Genomic DNA, 20073 nt, shown 5'->3' with positions numbered 1-20073 from the left:
GCCCTGGCTGGCGGCGGCGGGCTGACAGCAGGGGGTGCAAGCGAAACGGGGAGGGGTCAGCGCGTTTCTGGCTGGCTGATGAAACCGACCTTGCTCAAACCGGCTTGGCTGGCATCGGCCAGCGTTTCGGCCACGGTTTGATACAGCGCGGCGTGATCGGCGCGCAGGTGGATTTCCGGCTGCGGCTGGCGCTGGCCTTCGGAACGGAAGCGGGTTTGTGCTTCTGCGCGTGTCACCAGCGCGCCATTCCAAAAGCGCTGGCCTTGGGCATCGATGGCGAAGTCGATTTTTTCGGGTTTCAGGTCGTTGGCGCTGGCATCGACCTTGGGCAGATCGAGTTTGACGGCGTGCGTCAACAACGGCGCGGTGACGATGAAAATCACCAGCAGCACCAGCATCACGTCGATGAGCGGCACCATGTTGATCTCGGCCACCGGGGCGGCGCCGTTCTTGTTGTCGAAGGAAGCGAAGGCCATGATGCGCGATCCTTCTCAGCTCAAGCGGTTTTGGCGCTGGGGGCTTGGCCCAGGGTCAGCAGGCTGTGCAGCTCGAAGGCAAACGCATCCAATCGGCCAGACAGCACGCGGTTGCTGCGCGTAAAAGCGTTGTAGGCCACCACCGCCGGGATCGCCACGGCCAGGCCGATGCCCGTCATGATGAGCGCTTCGCCCACGGGGCCGGCGACCTTGTCCAGCGTGCCCGCACCGCTCATGCCGATGGCCAGCAGCGCGTGATACACCCCCCACACCGTGCCGAACAGGCCGACAAATGGGGCCGTCGCGCCGACCGTGGCCAAGGCGGTCAAGCCGGATTCCAGCCGTGTGGTTTCCTCATCCAGCACTTTTTTCAGGGTGCGGGTGATGTAGTCGCTGGCGCTGCCGGCTTCGGCCAGGCGGGCGGTGCCGTGGCGGGCGTGATGGGCTTGGGCGTGCAGCGCATGGGCCGAGAGGTGCGAGAACGGATCGCGTGCCCCGTGGGTGCTGATTTCGGCTTGCACTTGATCGAGCGTGCTGGCGTTCCAAAACTGCTGCAAGAACGCCCCCGCCCGACGATGGCGCAGCCACTGCGCCAGCCCCTTGGTGACGATGATGGCCCACGAGGCCACCGACATCAGCACCAACAACACGAACAGCGTCTTGCCCACGGCGTCGCTTTGCTGGATGAAATGGGCAAAACCCTGGGTTTGGGCAGCGGCTTGCGTGACCACGGCGGTGGTTTCCATGAGGACTCCTGACGGCAAGAACAAAAAAGCGAAAAACAGCGAGACGGGGAGGGCGCTCAGTCCAGCTCGTAGGCCAGTGGGGCGATGGCCATGCATTCGATGGCGTGCCCGTTGTCGGTGCAGGGCTGGAAGCGGGCGGCGCGCATGGCGGTCAGGGCTTGTTCATCGAGCCGAGCAAACCCAGACGATTGGTGCAACCCGACTTGACGTGGCAACCCACGCACATCCACCACCACCCGCACCATCACCGTGCCGGCTTCACCCAAGCGGCGCGAGGCCAGGGGGTAAACCTGCTGAGGCAAGGTCACGTAACGCAGGGCGCTGGCGGGCACGAGTTTGGGCGCGGCAGGCGGTGCGGGGGCTGGTGGAGCCGGAGGCGCAGGCGGCGCTTCGGTTGCCGCCACCGGGGTGGCGACGGTCGGCGGGGCCGGGGCGGTGAAGGTGGGGACGGGTTGGGGCGCAGGCGTCGGCGCAGCGGCGATCACTGGCGCCGGTTTGGGCGGTGCGACGCGGGGCTTGGCCGGAGGCGGTGGTGGGGCCGGCGGCAGCGGCTCGGGCGGGGCGATCCAGCTCACCATCATCGGCGCTGTTTCGGTGACGGCTTGGCGCACGCCTTCGATTTGCATCAACCCCCAGCCGGCGGCCACGTGGGCGAACAGCATGCCCACACTCAGCCAGCGCCGGGCGTGCGGGCCGATGTCCTCCACCCGGTCAGCGTGCAGCGCAGACGATGCGGAGATGGCAACGGGGGCGGACAAGGAACTCATGCGGCAACACAACTTGGAGATGTCAGGATGTGACGAAGTGTGAATGGATGATATAGCAAATGAGAATGAATCGTGTTTGATTGTTGTTTTAGTCTGACAAAAGCCCTGGCCCAGGCATGGGCAGATGGACTTGGCGAGCACGACAGTCGGGCGATTGGCAGACCCCGTACAGCGCCAGCGTGTGGGTGCGCAGCTCGAAACCACGGGTGTGGGCCACGTGCAGTTGCAGGGCTTCGAGTTGCGGGTCGTGGAATTCCTCGACACGGCCGCAATGCACGCACACCAAATGGTCGTGGTGCTCGCCGTGGTTGAGCTCGTAGACGGACTTGTCGGTGTCGAACTGATTGCGCAGCAGCAGCCCGGCTTGCTCAAACTGGTTGAGCACGCGGTAGACCGTGGCCAAACCGATGTCGGCGTCTTGGGCCATCAGCAGACGCAACACGTCTTCAGCGCTGAGGTGGCGCTGGGGAGACTCATGAAACAGCCGCAGGATTTTCAGCCGAGGCAGCGTGACTTTGAGGCCGCTGGTTTTGAGCTCGTTGATGTTGGGAGAAGGCGGGCGCTGAGGCATGACGGTGGAAGAAAGTCGCACAACGTGAACATCTTAGATAGGAATGATTCACATTTGTGTTGATGATCAAAAAAGCGCAACCGCTTGACCTCCTTGCGGGGCAAGTTGTCTTTCAATCGTAATAAGAACAATTCTTGTTATGATTGTTGTGATGCTGCAAGATGTCTGGAGGCTCGCATGTCACAACCGGTGACGCATGTGGAAGGGGCGCACTGATGCGCTCGGTGCGAACGCCGCGCCGCGTACGGGGTTCTGGCGGTGCGCGGGCGCCCGAATCGCCGTTGGTGGATGGCGTTGGGCGGCCCGGGCATCCGAACGGTGTGGGTGCGCGGCTGCGGCCAACCTGTCCGTGTTGCGAACCGGATGGTTCTCCCACCCGGTTCACCTGGCGGTTGGCCCGGGGTTCAGAAACCTCGTCCTGAAGAACTCAGTCGGCCCCGTTTTTTGGATGTTTGATCGATGAAAACTCAACCCTCCCGACCCCGCGTTCCTCGATTCACCCGCAGCGCCTGTGCGCTGGCCACCCTGGCCGTGATGGGTTTGGCGCAGGCCCAGACCGCCGAACCCTCGGCGGTGTCGGCGTCCCCCTCGCCGACAGCCCTCGATCGGGTGGTGGTCAAGGCCAAGCGTGAGCAGCGTGTCTCCAAAGGCGCCACGAATTTGCGCATGGAAATCAAGGAAACGCCGCAGTCGATCAGCACCCTCGACGCGCAAACCCTGCGCGACTTCGCCGCCACCGACAGCAACGAGGCGTTGCAGTACGGCACCGGCCTCACGGTGGACGAGTGGGAAACCAACCGCACCTCCTACAGCGCCCGTGGTTTTGACGTCATGCTGACCCAGATCGACGGGCTGGGCATGACCAATGACTGGGGCATCGCCGAAGGGCAACTCGACACCTACTTGTTCGAAAAAATCGAGCTGATCCGGGGGGCCAACGGTCTGCTCACGGGGGTTGGCAACGCTTCGGGCACGATCAACTATGTGCGCAAGCGTCCCACCAACCAAAACGGCGGCGAGGCCGTGCTCACCGTGGGCTCCTATGGCCACAAACGCATGGCGCTGGATTACAACCAAGTGCTGTCCGAAGATGGCCTGTGGGCGGGCCGGGTGGTGGTGGCGCTGGACGACAAGGACTCCCACCTGCGCGCCCTTGGCAACAAGCGCACGGCCATTTCCGGCATCGTCGAAGGCCAGGTGAGCCAAGAGGGCATCTTGACCCTGGGGTTCACGTACCAAGACGCCAAGCAGCGCTCCCCGATGTGGGGCTCCCTCACCTTGCCCTATGCCGATGGCTCGTTGGCGGAGTTTGATGTGTCGGCTTCGACATCGCAGGACTGGACGCGCTGGAACAACCGCATGTTCAGCGGGTTCGTGGAGTATGTCCACGCGCTGACCCCCAACTGGGAAGCCAAACTTACCTATAACCGCACCGTGGGCGAAGGCGCCACCAAACTCTTTTATGCCTACAGCCCCTCCGGCACCCTCAACGATGACAACACCGGCTTGTATGGCTGGCCCTACCGCAGCGACAGCACCTCCAGCAGCGACATCCTGGACGTCAATCTGACCGGGCGCTTCCAGGCGTTTGGGCGCGAGCATGACGTGGTCTTCGGGCTGAGCCATTCGAAGCAAAAAGCCAAAACCGAAACGTATGCGGGCGCCACCTTCCCGGTGCTGCCGGCGTTTCCGTACGCGGGGGACGTGTTTCCGGAACCCGTCTGGGGGGCCAAAACCGTGGCGTCGGACGGTGAACAGGGCCTGACCCGCTTGTATGTGGCGGGCCGTTTGCAGTTGAGCGATCGGCTCAAGGGCATCGTGGGGGCCAACGCCATCCGGCTGGTGCGCGACGGTACGGCCATCTACGGCAGCGGTGTTCAACTCAACAGCGAGACCACCCAGAAGGTCAGCCCCTACGTCGGCTTGACCTACGATCTGGCGCCGAACGCGCTGGCCTACGCCTCGTACTCCGACATCTTCCAAGCGCAAGATCAGGTGGACATCCACGGTGCCACCCTCCAACCCATGCAAGGCGTCAACGCCGAGGTGGGCGTCAAAGCCGAGTGGCTGGATCGCAAGCTGCTGACCACGCTCGCGCTGTTCAGCGCCGAACAGCGGGGTCTGGCCACGGTGGCCGGCTTCGACACGGTGGCCCAGCAGAACTACTACGCGCCCAAGGACGTGAAAACCCGTGGTTTCGAGATCGAGGCCAGCGGTCGCGTGGGGGCCGACACCCACCTTTCCGTGGGTTTCACCGCCATGAAACTGACCGGGCCCGACGGCAGCGGCATCTACGAGTGGATTCCCCGCCGCACCCTGAAGCTGCTCGCCGATACCCGTGTGGCCACCCTGCCCGCGTTGCGGGTGGGGGCGGGGGTGCGCTGGCAGTCCGACGTGTCGAAGGTGGCTGGTGCGCACCAAGAGGCTTACATGCTGGTGGACGCTTTTGGGGCTTATGCGCTGACCGACAAGGCCGTCCTGCGGCTGAATGTCAAGAACCTGTTCGATAAGAAGTACATCCGATCGGTGACGTATGGCGCCATTTATGGCGCACCGCGAACGGCGGCGCTGTCGCTCGAATACAAGTTCTGATCGAACCATGCGCCACCCTTCATCGTTGCGTTGGCCCGAAATCACCGCCCGGGTGACGGCGGGCATTTTGGGCAGCTACGCCTTCACCTGGGGTTTGACGGCAGCCGGGGTGGCCACGCTGGTCGCCCTGGGGATGGACTACCACGAGGCCGAGATGGGCATGTCGATGCTCGCCCTGTTGCTGTTCCCCGGTGTGCTGCTGGGGTGCTTTGCGGTGCGGCGCATCGGGTGGGTTTGGGTGGGGTTGAGTGGCGGCGCGCTGCTGCTGTTTGGCGCAGCCTGGGCGATCCAGCGCGCTTTGCTGGCTTGAAAGGAGCACGCCATGTTTCCCAACCTCCGCCAGTCCATGGCCTGGCTGCACACCTGGTTCGGGCTGGTGCTGGGTTTTGTGCTGATCGTGGTGTTTTTCTTTGGGACGCTGTCGGTGTTTGATCGCGAGATCGACCGCTGGGCGATTCCGCAGACCCGCTTCGACCCGCAGCCCATGCCCTCGTTCGATCGGATGTTGCTGCCCGCCTTCCGCAAAATGGAACCCGGCGAGGCCGACTACGCCGCCCACATGGCCGCGTTGCACGACCCCGCGCAAGGCCCGATGACGCCGCGCCTGCACCTGCCCGCCGACGAGTACTGGGCCTACACCACCCACCGCGACCCGGTGCTGCGCATGGGGGTCGGCTTCAAAGTGCCGCTGGCCAAGGATCCGGATGGCCACAACCACATCCACGGCGACGCCACCCTCGACCCGCGCAGCGGTGCGTTCGTGCGGGCCGATCAGCTCAAGATCGGCAGCGAGTGGTTTTACCCGATGCACTACAGCCTGAACTGGCCGTGGCAGAACGTGGGCATCTTCCTGGTGGGCCTGGCGGCGGTGGTGATGCTGGCGGCGCTGGTCAGCGGTGTGGTGATCCACCGCAAGATCTTCCGCGAGTTTTTCACCTTTCGTCCGCAGAAGCACAGCCAGCGCAGCGTGCTGGATTTGCACAACCTGAGCGGGGTGGTGGCGCTGCCGTTCCACTTCTTTTTTGCGTTCACGGGTTTGGTGATCTTCGGTGCCACCTACTTTCTGCCGGTTTCGCAATTCCAGCTCAAGGGCCTGCACGATCAGCACGAGGTGATGGAGGCGCGGGCCACCGGCCTGCCCCACCAGGCCGCTGGTGTGGCCGCCCCCCTGGCCTCGGTGGACGCGATGGTGGCCGAAGCCAAACGCCGCTGGGCCGCCCGCGACATGGCAGGCGAGGTGGGTTTCCTGATGGTGCATCACGTGGGCGATGCCAACAGCTACGTCAGCATCTACCGCGCTGGCAGCGACCGGGTGGCGTTGGTGGGCGAGGGCCTTCATTTCAGGGCCAGCACCGGCGAGGTGCTGCGCGAGGATCCGCCCCGTTCAGCGGTGGCCGACGTGCATGAATTCCTCACCGGTTTGCACCTTCAGCATTTCGAACACTGGATGCTGCGCTGGCTTTACGTGCTCGGCGGGCTGCTAGGCTGTGTGTGCATCGCCACCGGTTTTGTGTTTTTTGTGGAGAAACGCAAGGCCGCGCACGCCCAAGCGGGCGGTCAGGGCTGCCGCCTGGTGGATGCGCTGGCGGTGAGCACGGTCACTGGCATGGTGATCGCGGCGGTGGGTTTGTTGGTGGCCAACCGCGTGTTACCGGCTGATCTGGTGGGCAAAAGCGACTGGGAAAAGCATGCTTTCTGGGGGTTCTGGGCCTTGGCGCTGCTGCATGCGTTGTGGCGCAGTGGCCCGGTGGCCCGTGGCGGCATGAACCCGGCTTGGCGTGAGCAGTGCCGGGCGGTGGCGGGTTTGTGCGTCGCGGCGGTGATGCTCAATGCCGTGACCACGGGGGATCACCTGTTGCAAACGGTGTTCATCGAAACCTATTGGCCGGTGGCCGGGGTGGATGTGAGTTTGCTGCTGACGGCGGGCATCGCGATGGGAGCCGCCCGCAAGCTGACGCGGCACGAGCACCAACGGCGTGCAACAAGCGCTGGCGAGGGCCGTGAAGCGGCGGGGGGTCTCCATGCCTGAAGCGTTTTGGTTGACTGCGGCTGCGGTGCTGGCGCTGGCTGGCATGGGCGCGCTGGCCTTGGCGATGGAGGTGCATTGGGGCCAGGTGATGCGCCGTCCGGCCCCGTCGGCCACGGGCATTCGGCGCATGCTGCGTGGGCTGGGGGCATTGGTTTTGCTGCTGGCGCTGTTGGCTTGCCTGAAGGCGGATCGGCCATCGATGGCGGTGCTGGTGTGGGTGATGTTGCTGAGTCTGGGGGCGCTGTGTACGGCGTTGGGGTTGGCCGGGGCAGCGCCCCGCTCAGGCTCGGCGCAGGCGGATGAGGCCAGGTGAGGTGATGCCCAGCCTCAAGAGGCGTCAATCTTCCGCCAGCCGATGCCCGCTCATGAGCTGCTGTTGCACCTGCGGCGGCACGGGCTCATGGTGTGACATCACCAGTGTGAAGCGTCCCTGCCCGGCGGTCAGGGCGTTGAGCCGGTTTTGGTAGCTCACCAGCTCGGCCAGCGGTGCCAGGGCTTTGATGAGCATTTGCCCGGCCAATTGCGCCTCGGTGCCCACCACTTGGCCCCGGCGTGAGGACAAATCGCCAGTGATGTCTCCCGTTGCCACTTCAGGCGCGCTGATCTCCACGCTGACGATCGGCTCCAGCACGATGGGCCGTGCCTCCAGCACCGCCGCGATCACCGCTTTGCGCCCGGCGGTGGCGAAGGCGATGTCCTTGCTATCGACGCTGTGGTGCTTGCCGTCGTACACCGTCACTTCCACATCCACCACGGGATGGCCGGAGATGATGCCGGTGGCCAGCCCTTCGCGCACGCCCTTTTCCACCGCCGCCATGAACTGGCCGGGGATGGTGCCGCCCTTGACCGCGTCCACAAACCGCACGCCCGCGCCGCGCTCCAACGGGGCAATGCGCAGGAACACCTCGCCGAACTGACCGGCGCCGCCGCTTTGTTTCTTGTGGCGGTGGTGGCCTTCCGCCGGCGCGGTGATGGTTTCGCGGTAGGCGATGCGCGGCGGTGCCGTGTCCACCTCGAACTTGTATTGCTCGCGCAGACGCTCCAGCAGGATGCGCAGGTGCAGCTCACCCAGGCCCCACACCACGGTTTGATTCGTTTGCGCCACTTGCTCCAGCTTCAGGCACGGGTCTTCGTCCACCAGGCGTTGCAGCAGTTCCCACAGGCGCTGTTCGTCGCCGTGGCGCTTGGGCGTGAGGGCCAGGCCATGCACGGGTACCGGCAAATCCAGCGGTGCCAAGTGGAGGTGGGCGTCTTCGGCGGCGTCGTGCAGCACGGCGTCAAAGTGCAGCACATCGACTTTGGCGACGGCGCAGATGTCCCCCGGCAACGCCCGCTCCACTTCCACATGTTCCTTGCCTTGCAGCATGAACAAATGGCCGACCTTGAACGGCTTGCGCCCGTCCCCCACAAACAAGGAGCCGTTGGCGGTGACGGTGCCTTGATGCACCCGCATCACACCCAGTTTGCCGATGAACGGGTCGTTCATCACCTTGAAAACGTGTGCCACCACATGCGCAGCCGGGTCGGGCGTGGTGTGCAGCGGTTCGGCGGCAGCGCCTTCGCCGCGCAGAAAATCCGGTGGGTTGCCTTCGGTGGGGTTGGGCAGCAGGCGGGTGATGATGTCCAGCAACTCATACACCCCCGCGCCGCTGCGTGCTGACGTAAAACACACGGGAATGAGGTGCCCTTGGCGCAACGCTTCTTCCAGCGGGGCGTGCAGTTCGCAGACGTCCACATCGCCATCGTTCAGGTAACGCTCGACGAACTCGCCATCGACTTCGACCACCTGTTCCACCAAGGCGCGGTGGGCTTCGGCCACCGAGGAAAAATCGGTTTCGCCTTCGCGGGTGTAGAAGCAGTCTTGCACGCGGCTGGCGTGGTGGGCTGGCAGGTTCAGCGGCAGGCATTCGCTGCCAAACGTGGCGCGGATTTGTGCGAGCAGCGCCGGCAGGTTCACCCCCGGTGCGTCAATTTTGTTGACGATGATGAGGCGATCCAGGTGCCGCGCTGCGGCGTGCGCCATCATGCGCACCGCTGCCGGTTCCACGCCCACCGTGGCGTTGATGACGATGGCGGCGGTGTCCACCGCTTCCAGTGCGGGCAGGGCTTGGCCGCTGAACTCAGGGGCGCCGGGGGCATCCAGCAGGTGGATGCGGCAGCCTTCGTGCGAGATGTGCATCACCGAGGTTTGCAGCGAGTGCTGGGCGCGGCGCTCCAGCGCGTCCCAATCGCTGACGGTGGTGCCACGCTCCAAGCTGCCCGGTGCCGTGAGGGCCCCGCTTTTGCATAACAGGGCTTCGGCCAGAGAGGTTTTGCCCGCCCCCGACGGGCCCACCAGGGCCAGTGTTCGGATGGCGAGCAGTTCTGAGCTTGCGGCTGAGGCGATGGTGTCGGCAGGCATACGGTTTCCTCTGTTCAGATGACAAAACGCATCACGGGTCACGGTACGCCTGCGGCTCGGGCACTACAAGCGAGCTTGTCAGGGTGTTTGCGGCAGGTCAGACGCTGTAGGTAGGGGGGTGATGCGATCGCTCAGTCCAGCGGCTTCGGCTTGGGCGCGGGTCATGAGCCACAGGCCCAGGTTGGGGTGCCAGCGGGCGCCGGCTTGTTTGGCTTGCCGGCGCTGGTTCAGCTCCCACCCTTCGATGCGAACACCGACCGATGCGGCTGGATGTTCCGATGGAGCTGGCGCAGGAGGTGCAGCTGGTGCAGGCGGCGGTGCCGGGGGGGTTGGCAAGGGGCGCTCGTCCACCATCAGTTCAACGGTGACGACGCGGCGTTGGGTGTCCAAGTCATCGCGGTACCGCACGCACACCAGGTAGGCGCCAAAGCGTTCTGCCCAGCGGCCCGCCCCCGGTTGGTGAGGCGCGATTTTTTTGCGCACAGGCCCGCGCCAGAGCTGGTGTCGGCGGGGGCTCACCCACGCTTGGCCTGGCCAGGGGAACGGGGCGGGGGAGGGGGAATCGGTGGGGTCGGGTTGATCCGGCATGGGGACTCCTGGCCATCAATGTTCAGAGATCGATCACTGTATGGAAAGACAGGGAGCATGGAAACATCAAAGCAGAGGATGAGCGCGCCGCCAGCGTCACCCGAGCGTTTGCTGGATCGGGTGCGGGCGTGCTTGCGCTACTTGCACTACAGCTTGCGCACTGAAGAAGCTTATGTGCGCTGGATCGTGGCGTTTGTGCGCTTTCACGGGTTGAAGCATCCGGCACACATGGGCGGCCCTGAGGTGGAGGCGTTTTTGTCCCACATCAGCCATGCGGGGCAGGTGTCGGCCTCGACGCACCGGCAGGCGCTGTCGGCGCTGCTGTTTTTGTACAGCAAGGTGTTGGGGCAAGATTTGCCTTGGATGCAGGAGATTCACCGCCCGCGTGCCTCGCCGCGTTTGCCGGTCGTGCTGGGTGTGCAAGAAGTGCAGGCGGTGTTGGCTCAGCTCGAAGGTGAACACGCCTTGTTGGCCCGGCTGCTCTACGGCACCGGTATGCGTTTGATGGAGGGCTTGCGCCTGCGCGTCAAGGATTTGGACTTCGAGCGCATGACGGTGATCGTGCGTGAAGGCAAGGGCGGCAAAGACCGAGCGGTGATGCTGCCGGCGGCGTTGATTCGTGAGCTGCGCCAGCAACTCCAGCGCGGCCATGCGCTTTGGACGCAAGATCAGGCCGAAGGTCGGGCTGGGGTGCAGATGCCGCCTGCCTTGGCGCGCAAATACGCCCGGGCGGCGCAGAGCTGGAGTTGGTTTTGGGTGTTTCCCCAGGCGCAACGCAGCGTCGATCCGCGCACAGGGGCGGTGCAGCGCCATCACTTGGTGGACAACGCGTTTCAACGGGCCTTCAAACAAGCCGTGGCGCGTGCGCAAATCGCCAAGGCGGCATCACCCCACACATTGCGGCACTCGTTTGCCACCCACTTGCTGCAATCGGGCTACGACATTCGCACCGTGCAGGAGCTGCTCGGCCACAGCGACGTGAGCACCACCATGATTTACACCCACGTCCTCAAGGTCGGTGGGGGTGGGGTGCGCAGTCCATTGGACATGCTGACCGGCCTTCAACCATCCTCGTCTTCGGCGTTGTCCTCTTCGGCGGGTGGGGTTTCTGTCCGTTGACGGGGAGGCATGTTGGGCCGGCCTCCCGTTTGCGTGGGCGGTGTCGTTCCGATGATGCGCGGTGGCGAGCGCCGCCCCGCCTGGTTGGCCGTGGCGGTGCTGGGGGTGTTGCTCGGGTCGGGCAAGGCGATTTCGAGCGTTTCTTCTGCTTCAGCTTGGCGCAGCACCACGCTGCGCTTGTGAATGGCCTGCAACACCCACCCCTCGGTCACGGTCTCCCCGGTGTGCCAAGTGCGGGCCAGGCCGCTGTCGACGCGCATCAAAGCCAGGCCGCTGCGTGCGTCCCCGCGTGCAGGCTGGGCGATGATGCCCAGCAGTTCAAAGCGGTCACTCTCCGCCGCAGGGGTCGAATCTTCCTCGGAGGCTTCTTTTACGCTGTCTCCCAGCACCTTGGTGCCATCGTTGAGTGGAACCGTGGGCAGCGCTGGGACACGCGCATCCGGCGGTGCCGTCACCGGTCGGGCGAACAACTGGAGCCCCCAGAAAGCCGAGCAACCGGCCACGAGCATCCAGACCAGAGGGGTTAACCATCGCGTGATCATGCGAGATTATGATGGTCAGCTTGCGTCGGTTCCCAACCATTGCCTTTCTGCATTTTTCTTTGTGCATCTGCCATGAATTCTTTGCTTTCCCGTGATTTGCGTTCGCGTGTACGCCGTCAGGCGGGTTTCACCCTGATCGAGATCATGGTGGTGGTGGTCATCATCGGGGTCTTGGCGGCGCTGGTGGTGCCGGGGGTGTTGGGGCGTGCCGATGACGCCCGCGTCACCGCCGCCCGCAGTGACATCTCCAGTTTGATGCAGGCCCTCAAGCTCTACAAATTGGACAACCAGCGTTACCCCAGCGCCGAGCAAGGCTTGGAAGCCCTGGTGCGCAAACCGGCGGTGGGCACGATCCCCGCCAATTGGAAGGTGTACGTCGAAAAACTGCCCAACGATCCCTGGGGGCGCCCCTACCAGTACGCCAACCCGGGCGTGCAAGGGGAGATCGACGTGTTCAGCTTTGGCGCCGATGGCCAAGCCGGTGGCGAAGGCGCAGACGCTGACATTGGCTCTTGGCAGTGACGGCGGGTCGCGCCCCAGCCCAGGTACGCCGTTGCGGTTTTACCTTGCTGGAGCTGCTGTTGGTGATGGCGATCTTGGCGGTGGCCGTGGGCATGGTGAGCCTGGCTCTGCGTGATCGGTCGTCCCAGCGGCTGGAGGAGGAAGCAGCGCGGCTGGCGGCGTTGCTGGAAGGGGCCCGAGCGCACTCTCGGGCTTTGGGGGCGCCGTTGCGCTGGCGTCCGCTGGCCGATGCACCTGGTTTTGAGTTCATCGGCCTGCCCTCGGCGCGGGCATGGCCGAACCGCTGGCTGGACGAGCACACCCGAGCGCAGGTGTTGAACCCGTTGGGGGTGTTGAGCCTCGGGCCTGAACCCATGATCGGGGCCCAGCGCGTGGTGCTGACCTTGGCGTCGCAACAGCGGGTGCTGGTCACCGATGGGTGGGGGCCGTTCGTGGTCAGTACCGACGAGGCCGTGCCGGCAGCGCCATGATGCGTTCATCCCCCCCGCGAGGGTTCACCTTGATTGAGGTGCTGGTGGCGCTGGCCATCGTGGCCATCACGCTGGCCGCTGGCAGCCGGGCCGCAGAGACCGTGCTGCGCAACGGCGATCGCTTCGCCGACGTCACCTTGGCCCAATGGTGCGCGGACAACACCTTGGTGGGGCTGCGCTTCGCCCAGCAACTGCCCGGCATCGGGCGAAGTGAGCAAGGGTGTGAACAATTGGGTCAAGCCTATACCGTGCAACTGAACGTGCAATCGACGCCCAACCCCAGTTTTCGGCGCGTGGATGTCCGTGTGCTGGATGCGGAGCAAGCGCCGGTGGTCAGCGTGTCGGCTGTGTTGGGGCGGCCATGAGCGGGTGTTCGGTGCGAGGGCAGCGGGGGCGGGGGTTCACGCTGATCGAGGTGTTGGTGGCGCTGTTCATCATGTCGATTCTGGCCACGCTGGCGTGGCGTGGCATTGATGGCTTGTTCAAGGTGCGCGAAGTGACCCAAGCCCACGCCGAACGCCACCTGCGGCTGGTGGCGGTGATCGAGCAGTGGGAGCGGGATGTGCAGCAACTCCAGGCCACCCGTGTCGGGCGTCCGATGCGTTTTGATGGCGCAGCGCTGCGCTTAACGCGCCAGACGCCGGAGGGGCTGCGCGTGGTGGTCTGGACGGTGCAACAGGGCGGTTTGTACCGCTGGTCGTCCGAGGCCCTGACGACGGTGCAGGGTTTGCAGGAAGCTTGGCGCCAGGCCCAGCAGTGGGCAACGCTGCAAGCCGGGGCGGTGCGGGTGCTGGATGAGGTGAGTCAGTGGCAAATTTTTTACCGGCGCCATCAGGACAATGCGTGGAGCAACGCCCAATCCAGCGCCAACCGCTCGCCGGAGGTGCCGCCTGTGGCCCATGTTGAGCCTCCGGGCGGGACGCAGGAAGAACCGATCGACACGGCCGACGACGGCGACATCGACGACACCCTGCCGCAAGGCATCCGGCTGGTGCTGACCTTGCCGCAAGGCACCTTGCTGCGCGACGTGCAGGTGCAGGCGGCGCCATGACGTTCAGGCGATGTGCCGCACCGCCCCGTGGGCGTCAGCAGGGGGTGGCTTTGCTGTTGGCCATGCTCATCGTCACCTTGGTGAGCACCTTGGCGGCGGGCATGGTATGGCAGCAATGGCAGGCGTTCGAGGTCGAATCGGCGGTGCGCCTGCGCCAGCAAGGCCGCTGGTTGCTGGCGGGGGCGACCGATTGGGCCTTGCAACTGCTCAAAAACGATGCGCGCACGTCGGGGGACACCGACACCTTGACCGAAATTTGGGCCCAGGGTTTGGAGGAAACGTCGCTGTCCGCGTTTTTGGCAGCCGACCGAGACAACAACGCGGCTTTGACCGAGGAAACGACCCTGGAGGCTTTTCTCTCGGGCAACATTCGCGACGCACAAGCCCGCTACAACCTGCGCAACCTGCTGGCCAGTTCGGGGGAGCAGCGCCAGGCCCAGCAAGCCATCTTGGATCGGCTGTGCGACAGCGCCGGGCTGCCCAGCGGCACGGGAACGCGGGTGGCGCAGTTGTTACAGGCGGCGCAGGCGGGGGAACAATCGTGGGGGGAGAGCGGTGGCGCATCTGCCACGGACGACGCAGCGGTGCCGCTGCGCCCCCGCCGCTGGGCTCAAATGAGCTGGTTGGGTTTGGAGCCGGCGGCGCTGGAGAAACTCGGTGCGTTGGTGACGTTGCTGCCCCGCCCGACACCGCTCAACATCAACACTGCCTCAGCGGAGGTGTTGGCAGCCGTGGTGCCGGGGATGGATCGAGCTTCGGCGCAACGGTTGGTGCAACAGCGTTTGTCGTTGCGCAAGGGGTTCGAACGTGTGGAGGACGCACAGGAATTCTGGCCCGCCAAGTACAAACCGGAGGGCGATTTGGGGGTGTCAACGCTCTACTTCGAAGTGATGGCTCAACTGCGTTATGAGGGGCTGGTCTGGCGCGAACTGACCCTGGTTCGGCGGGAAGGTGGTGAACTGCGAGTTCTGTGGCGCGAGGCACTGCCTGCTGCGCCATAAAGACGGCACGTGTCTGCGCCAGAATACCGCCCCGTTCCGCCGTGCCTGTCCCGGCGTCTCTTGCAGGTTGACTGCACATTGGTTGATTGAATGCCCGCCTCCACCCTGATTGTCCAGTTGCCCCCCCGCCCCCGTCCTGGGGGACGTGCGGGTGCAGCACCGCCAGAGTTCCTGGAGCAGGCCCCGTTGGCGTTCGTGCTGTGCGACGAGCGGCGGCATTTGCTGCGTCACGGTACGGCCCGGCTGGAAGAACTTCCCGATGCCCCGGCATGGGTGGCGGTGCTGGACAGCGCCGACATCGCGTGGCACCGCTTGGAAGCGTTGCCGCGTGCGCCAGCGGCCAAGTTACGCGCTGTGTTGGCGGGTTCTCTGGAGGAACGTCTGCTGGAGGATGAGGCCGATTTGCACTTTGCGCTGGCGCCGCAGTGGCAAGCTGGCGCCCCGGTATGGGTGGCCGTGACCGATGCGGCGTGGTTGCGAGCGTGTTTGGCGTTGCTGGAGCGCCGGGCCGGGCAGGTCGAGCGCGTGGTGCCTGCGGCGAGCGTGTGCGCCGCAGAGGCGCCCGCCTGGGCCCATGTGACGTTGCGGGCCCATCAGGCTTGGCTGCGTTGGGCCGATGCTCGCGGGGTGGTGGAGTGGCCACTGTCCAGCGTCAGTGCCCAGCGTTTGCTGGCAGCGGCTGGGACGAACGTGCGCTGGAGCGCCTGCCCGGAGGCCGTGGCGGTGGCCACACAAGCGGCTGGCGGGCCGGTGGAAGCGGTGTCGGACGCACAGCGGTTGTTGGGCGCGCTGGCGTCGGATTGGAACTTGCGCCAATTCGATCTGGTCACGCGTCACCGCACCGACCGGTGGTTGCGGGCGAGCTGGCAGCGTGCGTTCCAAGACCCCGCGCTGCGTCCCGTCCGGTGGGGCGTGCTGGCGCTGCTGCTGGCCAACGTGATGGGAGCGGGGGCTTGGGCGTGGCAACAGCAGCGAGCGTTGGCTGAACGCAAACAGGCCATGAACAGCCTGCTACAAGCCACGTTCCCGCAGGTGCGGGCCATTGTGGATGCACCCGCGCAGATGACCCGCGCCTTGGAGACGTTGCGCGTCCAAGCCGGGCAGCCGGGCGAGACGGATTTGGAAACCCTGCTGGCAGCGGCGCACCATGTGTGGCCGGAGGGCCTGCCGCCGGCCCAGTCGCTGCATTTTGAGCTGGGGCAGTTGCGCATCGTGGCGCCAGGCTGGACACCCCAGCGAGTGCAGCAAGTGCGACCGTCGTTGTGGCCCTTGGGCTTGGATGCCCAAGCGCAGGCGGGCGGATGGGTGATACAGCCCTTGCGAGGCGAGCCGGATCGCCGCAGTTCGGAAGCGTCGGCGCCTGCGGTCGAGGGGGCCTCGGGTTCACGGGGGGGCACGGCACCGCCTCGGGCCATGATGCCGCCGCCAGGGCGAGCGGCTTCGGCGGCGTGGGGGCGGATGCCGCCCGGTGTCGGCGGGGGGCCTGGCCCGTCGGTGCGCCCTGGGGGCATGGCCCCCCCGGTGGCACCTCCCGAAGACATGCCCGAAGACGCTCCCGAGGAGAACACCGATGAAGAAGGCTGATCTGCTGGCGTGGCGGGATCGAGCCCGCACCCGTTGGGCTCAACTCACCGCCCGTGAGCGCGTCATCTTGGGGGGGGGGGCAGCGGTGCTGGCGGGGGTGGTGGTGTGGCTGGCGGTGATTCAGCCGGTCTGGCGCACTTGGAAAACCGTGCCCGCCCAACGGCAGCAGTTGGAAGCCCAGTGGCTGAAGATGCGGGCGCAAGCCACCCAAGCCAAGAGTTTGCAAGCCTTGCAAGCGGTGCCCACGCCTGAGCAAGCCCGGCAAGCCTTGCAGGCGGCCACCCAGGCTTTGGGTTCGGCGGGGCAGTTACAGCTCAAGGGCGAGCGCGCCGAGTTGACGCTGAACGAGGTCAGCCCCGATGCCCTGCAAGTTTGGCTGCGTCAGGCTCGACAAGGCGCCCGCGTGCGTCCGCTGGAGATGGACGTGCGCCATGGGGAACGAGGCTGGTCGGGGCGCCTGGTGGTGCAACTGCTGGCGGCGCCGTGAAACCGGATGGAGCGTGACATGCAAGCAAGGCGCAGGGTGAAAAGCCCCCGAGAGCGTGCGATGGGGCTGCCTCGGGGCGTGTTGTGGGCGATGGGCCTGGGCGTGCTGGGGGTGGCGGGAGCCACATGGCCTGCCGCGTGGCTGGTGGACTCTCTGTCAACGTGGACGCGGGGTCGCGTGCAGCTCACCGAAGTCGAGGGGCCATGGTGGCGTGGCAGTGGGTTGCTGGTGCTGTCGGGCGGTGCGGGTAGCGGTCAGACCACGTTGTTACCGTCGCGTTTGCACTGGCAGATCGAATGGGGCTGGGGTGAGGTGCGTGTGCGTTTCACCCAAGCCTGTTGCACCGCCCAGGCGTTGACGTTGCGATTGCGTCCTGAGGGAACCGGGGTCGCGTTGGCCTTGGATCCGATCACGCAGCCGCTCCAATGGCCGGTGGACTGGCTCCAGGGGCTGGGCGCACCGTGGAACACGTTCAAGCTCGGGGGCTTGCTGGAGGTGCGCAGCACCGGTGCCGGTGCGCTGTTGAGTCAGCAAGGGCTGCTGCTGCGGGGGGATCTGACCCTGACCCTCCAAGGTGCCCGCACCCCGCTGGCCAGCGTGCCGCAGTTGGGCTCTTATCGGGTGCAGTTGCAGGCCCAGGGCCGCGAACCTGTGCAACTGCGTTTGGACACGCTGAACGGCCCGCTGCTGCTGGATGGCCAAGGGCGCATCGGGCCGCGTGGCTTGAAACTGCGTGCCAACGCCCAGGCAGAACCCGCGCAGGCCGACGCGCTGAAGAACCTGCTCAATCTCATCGGGCCGCGCCAGGGAGTGCGCTCGATTCTTTCCATTGGATGACCGGATGTCGCATCACCGCTTTGTTCTCCTGGGCCTGTTGGGCCTGAGCCTGCACGCATGGCCCGGCCTCGCGCAGGCCCAAGCGCCAGCGCAGCCGCCCCAGACGGGTGAGACGATCGTCGTTCCCCCAGCCTACCGCCAAGCCACGATCCGGCTGAAGGCGTCCACCGAAATTGACCAGGTGGCGCAAATCCTCGCAGCGGCGATGAACCGCTCGATCTTGGTGGATCCGCGCATCAAAGGCACCCTGAACCTGACCCCCGCCCGAGGGGATGGCGGCGGTGTGCCAGACGAAGTCGAATACAAACTGCCCGAGGCATGGCGTGTGTTCACCGCCACGCTGCGTGGGTTGACCTTCACCGTGGTGGACACCGGCGCCTTGCTCAAAGTGGTGCCCGAAAACGAAGCCAAACTGCACACCGGTGTGGTGCAAGTTGGGGCCCCCCAAGCGCGTGGCGATCAAGTGGTGACCCAAATTTTCCGGCTCAACCACGAGAACCCGAACAATTTATTGCAGGTGCTGCGCCCGTTGATCAGTCCGAACAACACCATCAACGCCAGCCCCACCAGTGGCACCCTGGTCATCACCGACTACGCGGACAACGTCCAGCGCTTGGCCAAAATCATCGCGGCGCTGGATCAACCCACCGCCTCCGAAATTGAGGTGGTGCCCGTGCAACACGCCATGGCCACCGACTTGGCGCCCTTGGTGCAAAAGCTGTTGAGCATCAGCAGCACCCCAGGCACCCCGGGCGGTGCTGCCAACCAGAGCACCGCCACCACGGTGCTGGCCGATCCGCGCAACAACTCGCTCATCGTGCGTTCGGCCAATCCGGTGCGCCTGAACGAAGCCAAGATGCTGATCGACAAACTGGATCGCGTTGCCCCCGGTGGCGGGCCAGCGGGCAACATCTGGGTGGTGTATCTGAAGAACTCTGATGCGGTCAGGCTGGCCGAAGTGCTGCGCGCCGCCCTGGCCAGCGGTGCCTCCGCCGTGAGCGGCGCCAGCGGCAGCGGCGGGGCGCTGAGTGGCACCAGCGGCACCTCCAACCGGGCCCAGGCGAGCGTGGCACCGAGCCGGGGCATGGATCCCAACGGTGCGGCTGGCGGCATGAACACGGTGGCGACCACGCCCGTGTCGGCGTCGGCGGGGCCTTCGACGGGCGGGCAGATCCAGGCCGATCCGTCCACCAACTCACTCATCATTTCGGCGCCAGAACCGGTGTACCGGCAAATCCGCCAAGTCATCGAGCAGCTTGACACCCGCCGGGCCCAGGTGCGCGTCGAATCGATCATCGTCAAGGTGGATGCCAGCAAGTCCGCCGAGTTTGGCGTGCAGTGGCAGACGCTGCTGGGCAATTCCAGCAGTTCCACCGGGGTCTACACCGGCACCAACTTTGGCTCGGGGGGCAACAACTTGTTGAACCTGACCGCCGCTGCCGCCGGCGGTTCATCCTCGACCACCAGCTCGTCAGGGCTGACCTTGCCGGGGGCCGGGCTGAACATCGGGGTGCTGCAAAAAGTGCTGGGCACTTGGACGCTGGGCGCGCTGGCCCGTTTCTTGGAAACGAACGCCGGTGGCAACGTGCTGTCCACCCCGGAAATCGTGGCGCTGGACAACGAGGAAGCCAAAATCGTCGTGGGCCAGAACGTGCCGTTCATCACGGGTTCTTACACCAGCACGGGCACGGGCTCCGGGGCGACCAATCCGTTCCAGACCATCGAGCGCAAGGACGTGGGTTTGACCCTGCGCATCAAGAGCCAAGTGGGCGAAGGCGGCACGGTGCGCATGACGATCTACCAAGAGAACTCCTCGGTGTCGCAAAGCACGACCTCCGGGCTGATCACCGACAAAAGCTCGATCGAAACCACCGTGCTGGTGGACGATGGCTCCACTTTGGTGCTCGGCGGTTTGATGAAAGACGAGTACACCGACAACAACAGCAGCGTGCCTTTGCTGGCGGACATTCCCCTCATCGGCCACCTGTTCCGCAGCACGACGCGCAGCCACACCAAGAGCAATCTGATGGTGTTCCTGCGCCCCACCGTGATCCGCGACCAATTGACGTCCGATCGCATCACCCTCAACCGCTATGACGCCATCCGTGCCATGCAATCCACCGTGCAGCCCCAGGGCCGCGAGTGGCTGTTGCCGGTCGATGGCGTGACGCCGTTGCCGAGCTTGGCCCCCGCCACCGCACCCGCAGCCCCGACGGCACCGGCATCCGCACCGGCACCCGCACCCGCACCCGCGATCCCCGCGCCAGCGGCGCAGTGAGTGGACACCCCC

21 protein-coding genes are annotated in these 20073 nt (G+C 65.5%); 14 read left to right on the top strand and 7 right to left on the bottom strand.

The window, feature by feature from the left end:
- Positions 1 to 56: 56 nt before the first annotated feature.
- From VITFI_RS15885 to fur, 4 genes are all read right to left on the bottom strand, one after another.
- A complete protein-coding gene (locus VITFI_RS15885) occupies positions 57 to 476 on the bottom strand; it encodes an ExbD/TolR family protein (protein WP_089417816.1) in 420 nt (139 codons plus the stop codon).
- Positions 477 to 496: 20 nt separating this feature from the next.
- Positions 497 to 1222 (bottom strand): MotA/TolQ/ExbB proton channel family protein, encoded by a 726-nt coding sequence (locus VITFI_RS15880; RefSeq protein ID WP_198301534.1) that lies wholly within the window; start codon positions 1220 to 1222, stop codon positions 497 to 499.
- 56 nt (positions 1223 to 1278) lie between these two features.
- On the bottom strand, positions 1279 to 1989 hold the full coding sequence (locus VITFI_RS15875) for an energy transducer TonB (protein WP_198301533.1): 711 nt from the start codon (positions 1987 to 1989) through the stop codon (positions 1279 to 1281).
- An 88-nt stretch (positions 1990 to 2077) separates the two neighbouring features.
- Positions 2078 to 2560, bottom strand: a complete 483-nt coding sequence (fur, locus tag VITFI_RS15870; protein ID WP_089417814.1) for a ferric iron uptake transcriptional regulator — start codon at positions 2558 to 2560, stop codon at positions 2078 to 2080.
- A 459-nt stretch (positions 2561 to 3019) separates the two neighbouring features.
- Between fur and VITFI_RS15865 the strand changes: the two genes are divergently transcribed.
- From VITFI_RS15865 to VITFI_RS15850, 4 genes are read left to right on the top strand one after another with little or no spacing between them, the layout of a single operon-like run.
- The gene (locus VITFI_RS15865; RefSeq protein WP_198301532.1) at positions 3020 to 5152 is read left to right on the top strand and encodes a TonB-dependent siderophore receptor; all 2133 of its coding nucleotides are present in this window, start codon (positions 3020 to 3022) and stop codon (positions 5150 to 5152) included.
- 7 nt (positions 5153 to 5159) lie between these two features.
- Positions 5160 to 5462, top strand: a complete 303-nt coding sequence (locus VITFI_RS15860; RefSeq protein WP_089417812.1) for a hypothetical protein — start codon at positions 5160 to 5162, stop codon at positions 5460 to 5462.
- Between the two features lie 12 nt (positions 5463 to 5474).
- Positions 5475 to 7181, top strand: a complete 1707-nt coding sequence (locus VITFI_RS15855; RefSeq protein WP_089417811.1) for a PepSY-associated TM helix domain-containing protein — start codon at positions 5475 to 5477, stop codon at positions 7179 to 7181.
- The gene (locus VITFI_RS15850; RefSeq protein WP_089417810.1) at positions 7174 to 7494 is read left to right on the top strand and encodes a DUF3325 family protein; all 321 of its coding nucleotides are present in this window, start codon (positions 7174 to 7176) and stop codon (positions 7492 to 7494) included. The genes VITFI_RS15855 and VITFI_RS15850 overlap by 8 nt, the downstream gene beginning before the upstream one ends.
- 24 nt (positions 7495 to 7518) lie before the next feature.
- On the opposite strand, the gene fusA is transcribed toward VITFI_RS15850, so the two are convergent.
- Both fusA and VITFI_RS15840 read right to left on the bottom strand, forming a co-directional pair.
- Entirely contained in the window at positions 7519 to 9582 is a 2064-nt protein-coding gene (fusA, locus tag VITFI_RS15845) for an elongation factor G (protein WP_089417809.1), read from the bottom strand.
- Between the two features lie 78 nt (positions 9583 to 9660).
- On the bottom strand, positions 9661 to 10170 hold the full coding sequence (locus tag VITFI_RS15840) for a hypothetical protein (RefSeq protein ID WP_089417808.1): 510 nt from the start codon (positions 10168 to 10170) through the stop codon (positions 9661 to 9663).
- 78 nt (positions 10171 to 10248) lie between these two features.
- Between VITFI_RS15840 and VITFI_RS15835 the strand changes: the two genes are divergently transcribed.
- Entirely contained in the window at positions 10249 to 11289 is a 1041-nt protein-coding gene (locus tag VITFI_RS15835; RefSeq protein ID WP_408645590.1) for an integron integrase, read from the top strand.
- Here VITFI_RS15835 and VITFI_RS15830 read toward each other — a convergent pair.
- Entirely contained in the window at positions 11232 to 11831 is a 600-nt protein-coding gene (locus VITFI_RS15830; RefSeq protein WP_157725725.1) for a type II secretion system protein N, read from the bottom strand. The two genes, VITFI_RS15835 and VITFI_RS15830, sit on opposite strands and share 58 nt — an antisense overlap.
- A 72-nt stretch (positions 11832 to 11903) precedes the next feature.
- Here VITFI_RS15830 and gspG point away from each other — a divergent pair, with 72 nt between their 5' ends.
- The 9 genes from gspG to gspD all read left to right on the top strand — a co-directional run bounded on the left by gspG (position 11904) and on the right by gspD (position 20061).
- Positions 11904 to 12353, top strand: coding sequence for a type II secretion system major pseudopilin GspG (gene gspG / locus VITFI_RS15825; protein WP_089417805.1), 450 nt, complete (start codon positions 11904 to 11906; stop codon positions 12351 to 12353).
- Positions 12350 to 12823 (top strand): pilus assembly FimT family protein, encoded by a 474-nt coding sequence (locus VITFI_RS15820; RefSeq protein WP_232476721.1) that lies wholly within the window; start codon positions 12350 to 12352, stop codon positions 12821 to 12823. The genes gspG and VITFI_RS15820 overlap by 4 nt, the downstream gene beginning before the upstream one ends.
- Complete coding sequence (gene gspI / locus VITFI_RS15815) at positions 12820 to 13188, top strand: type II secretion system minor pseudopilin GspI (RefSeq protein WP_198301530.1); 369 nt, start codon at positions 12820 to 12822, stop codon at positions 13186 to 13188. Before VITFI_RS15820 ends, gspI begins: the two co-directional genes overlap by 4 nt.
- Entirely contained in the window at positions 13185 to 13874 is a 690-nt protein-coding gene (locus VITFI_RS15810) for a PulJ/GspJ family protein (protein WP_089417803.1), read from the top strand. Before gspI ends, VITFI_RS15810 begins: the two co-directional genes overlap by 4 nt.
- Complete coding sequence (gene gspK / locus VITFI_RS15805; protein ID WP_089417802.1) at positions 13871 to 14875, top strand: type II secretion system minor pseudopilin GspK; 1005 nt, start codon at positions 13871 to 13873, stop codon at positions 14873 to 14875. Before VITFI_RS15810 ends, gspK begins: the two co-directional genes overlap by 4 nt.
- Positions 14876 to 14965: 90 nt before the next feature.
- Positions 14966 to 16459: a type II secretion system protein GspL gene (gspL, locus tag VITFI_RS15800; protein ID WP_089417801.1), complete on the top strand. Its 1494-nt coding sequence runs from the start codon at positions 14966 to 14968 to the stop codon at positions 16457 to 16459.
- Positions 16446 to 16946: a type II secretion system protein GspM gene (gene gspM / locus VITFI_RS15795; RefSeq protein ID WP_089417800.1), complete on the top strand. Its 501-nt coding sequence runs from the start codon at positions 16446 to 16448 to the stop codon at positions 16944 to 16946. Before gspL ends, gspM begins: the two co-directional genes overlap by 14 nt.
- Before the next feature lie 36 nt (positions 16947 to 16982).
- On the top strand, positions 16983 to 17783 hold the full coding sequence (gene gspN / locus VITFI_RS15790) for a type II secretion system protein N (RefSeq protein ID WP_157725724.1): 801 nt from the start codon (positions 16983 to 16985) through the stop codon (positions 17781 to 17783).
- 4 nt (positions 17784 to 17787) lie between these two features.
- A complete protein-coding gene (gspD, locus tag VITFI_RS15785; RefSeq protein WP_089417798.1) occupies positions 17788 to 20061 on the top strand; it encodes a type II secretion system secretin GspD in 2274 nt (757 codons plus the stop codon).
- Positions 20062 to 20073: the final 12 nt, after the last annotated feature.

It is taken from the genome of Vitreoscilla filiformis (assembly GCF_002222655.1).
Taxonomy (GTDB): Bacteria; Pseudomonadota; Gammaproteobacteria; order Burkholderiales; family Burkholderiaceae_C; genus Ideonella; species Ideonella filiformis.
The sequence above is the reverse complement of the archived record's forward strand: the minus strand, read 5'-3'. Positions and strand labels throughout refer to the sequence as shown.

Bases quoted from the DNA above. Each gene is read 5' to 3' on its own strand.
- VITFI_RS15885 (WP_089417816.1), bottom strand. From the start codon at position 476: ATGGCCTTCGCTTCCTTCGACAACAAGAACGGCGCCGCCCCGGTGGCC.
- VITFI_RS15880 (WP_198301534.1), bottom strand. From the start codon at position 1,222: ATGGAAACCACCGCCGTGGTCACGCAAGCCGCTGCCCAAACCCAGGGT.
- VITFI_RS15875 (WP_198301533.1), bottom strand. From the start codon at position 1,989: ATGAGTTCCTTGTCCGCCCCCGTTGCCATCTCCGCATCGTCTGCGCTG.
- fur (WP_089417814.1), bottom strand. From the start codon at position 2,560: ATGCCTCAGCGCCCGCCTTCTCCCAACATCAACGAGCTCAAAACCAGC.
- VITFI_RS15865 (WP_198301532.1), top strand. From the start codon at position 3,020: ATGAAAACTCAACCCTCCCGACCCCGCGTTCCTCGATTCACCCGCAGC.
- VITFI_RS15860 (WP_089417812.1), top strand. From the start codon at position 5,160: ATGCGCCACCCTTCATCGTTGCGTTGGCCCGAAATCACCGCCCGGGTG.
- VITFI_RS15855 (WP_089417811.1), top strand. From the start codon at position 5,475: ATGTTTCCCAACCTCCGCCAGTCCATGGCCTGGCTGCACACCTGGTTC.
- VITFI_RS15850 (WP_089417810.1), top strand. From the start codon at position 7,174: ATGCCTGAAGCGTTTTGGTTGACTGCGGCTGCGGTGCTGGCGCTGGCT.
- fusA (WP_089417809.1), bottom strand. From the start codon at position 9,582: ATGCCTGCCGACACCATCGCCTCAGCCGCAAGCTCAGAACTGCTCGCC.
- VITFI_RS15840 (WP_089417808.1), bottom strand. From the start codon at position 10,170: ATGCCGGATCAACCCGACCCCACCGATTCCCCCTCCCCCGCCCCGTTC.
- VITFI_RS15835 (WP_408645590.1), top strand. From the start codon at position 10,249: ATGAGCGCGCCGCCAGCGTCACCCGAGCGTTTGCTGGATCGGGTGCGG.
- VITFI_RS15830 (WP_157725725.1), bottom strand. From the start codon at position 11,831: ATGATCACGCGATGGTTAACCCCTCTGGTCTGGATGCTCGTGGCCGGT.
- gspG (WP_089417805.1), top strand. From the start codon at position 11,904: ATGAATTCTTTGCTTTCCCGTGATTTGCGTTCGCGTGTACGCCGTCAG.
- gspI (WP_198301530.1), top strand. From the start codon at position 12,820: ATGATGCGTTCATCCCCCCCGCGAGGGTTCACCTTGATTGAGGTGCTG.
- VITFI_RS15810 (WP_089417803.1), top strand. From the start codon at position 13,185: ATGAGCGGGTGTTCGGTGCGAGGGCAGCGGGGGCGGGGGTTCACGCTG.
- gspK (WP_089417802.1), top strand. From the start codon at position 13,871: ATGACGTTCAGGCGATGTGCCGCACCGCCCCGTGGGCGTCAGCAGGGG.
- gspL (WP_089417801.1), top strand. From the start codon at position 14,966: ATGCCCGCCTCCACCCTGATTGTCCAGTTGCCCCCCCGCCCCCGTCCT.
- gspM (WP_089417800.1), top strand. From the start codon at position 16,446: ATGAAGAAGGCTGATCTGCTGGCGTGGCGGGATCGAGCCCGCACCCGT.
- gspD (WP_089417798.1), top strand. From the start codon at position 17,788: ATGTCGCATCACCGCTTTGTTCTCCTGGGCCTGTTGGGCCTGAGCCTG.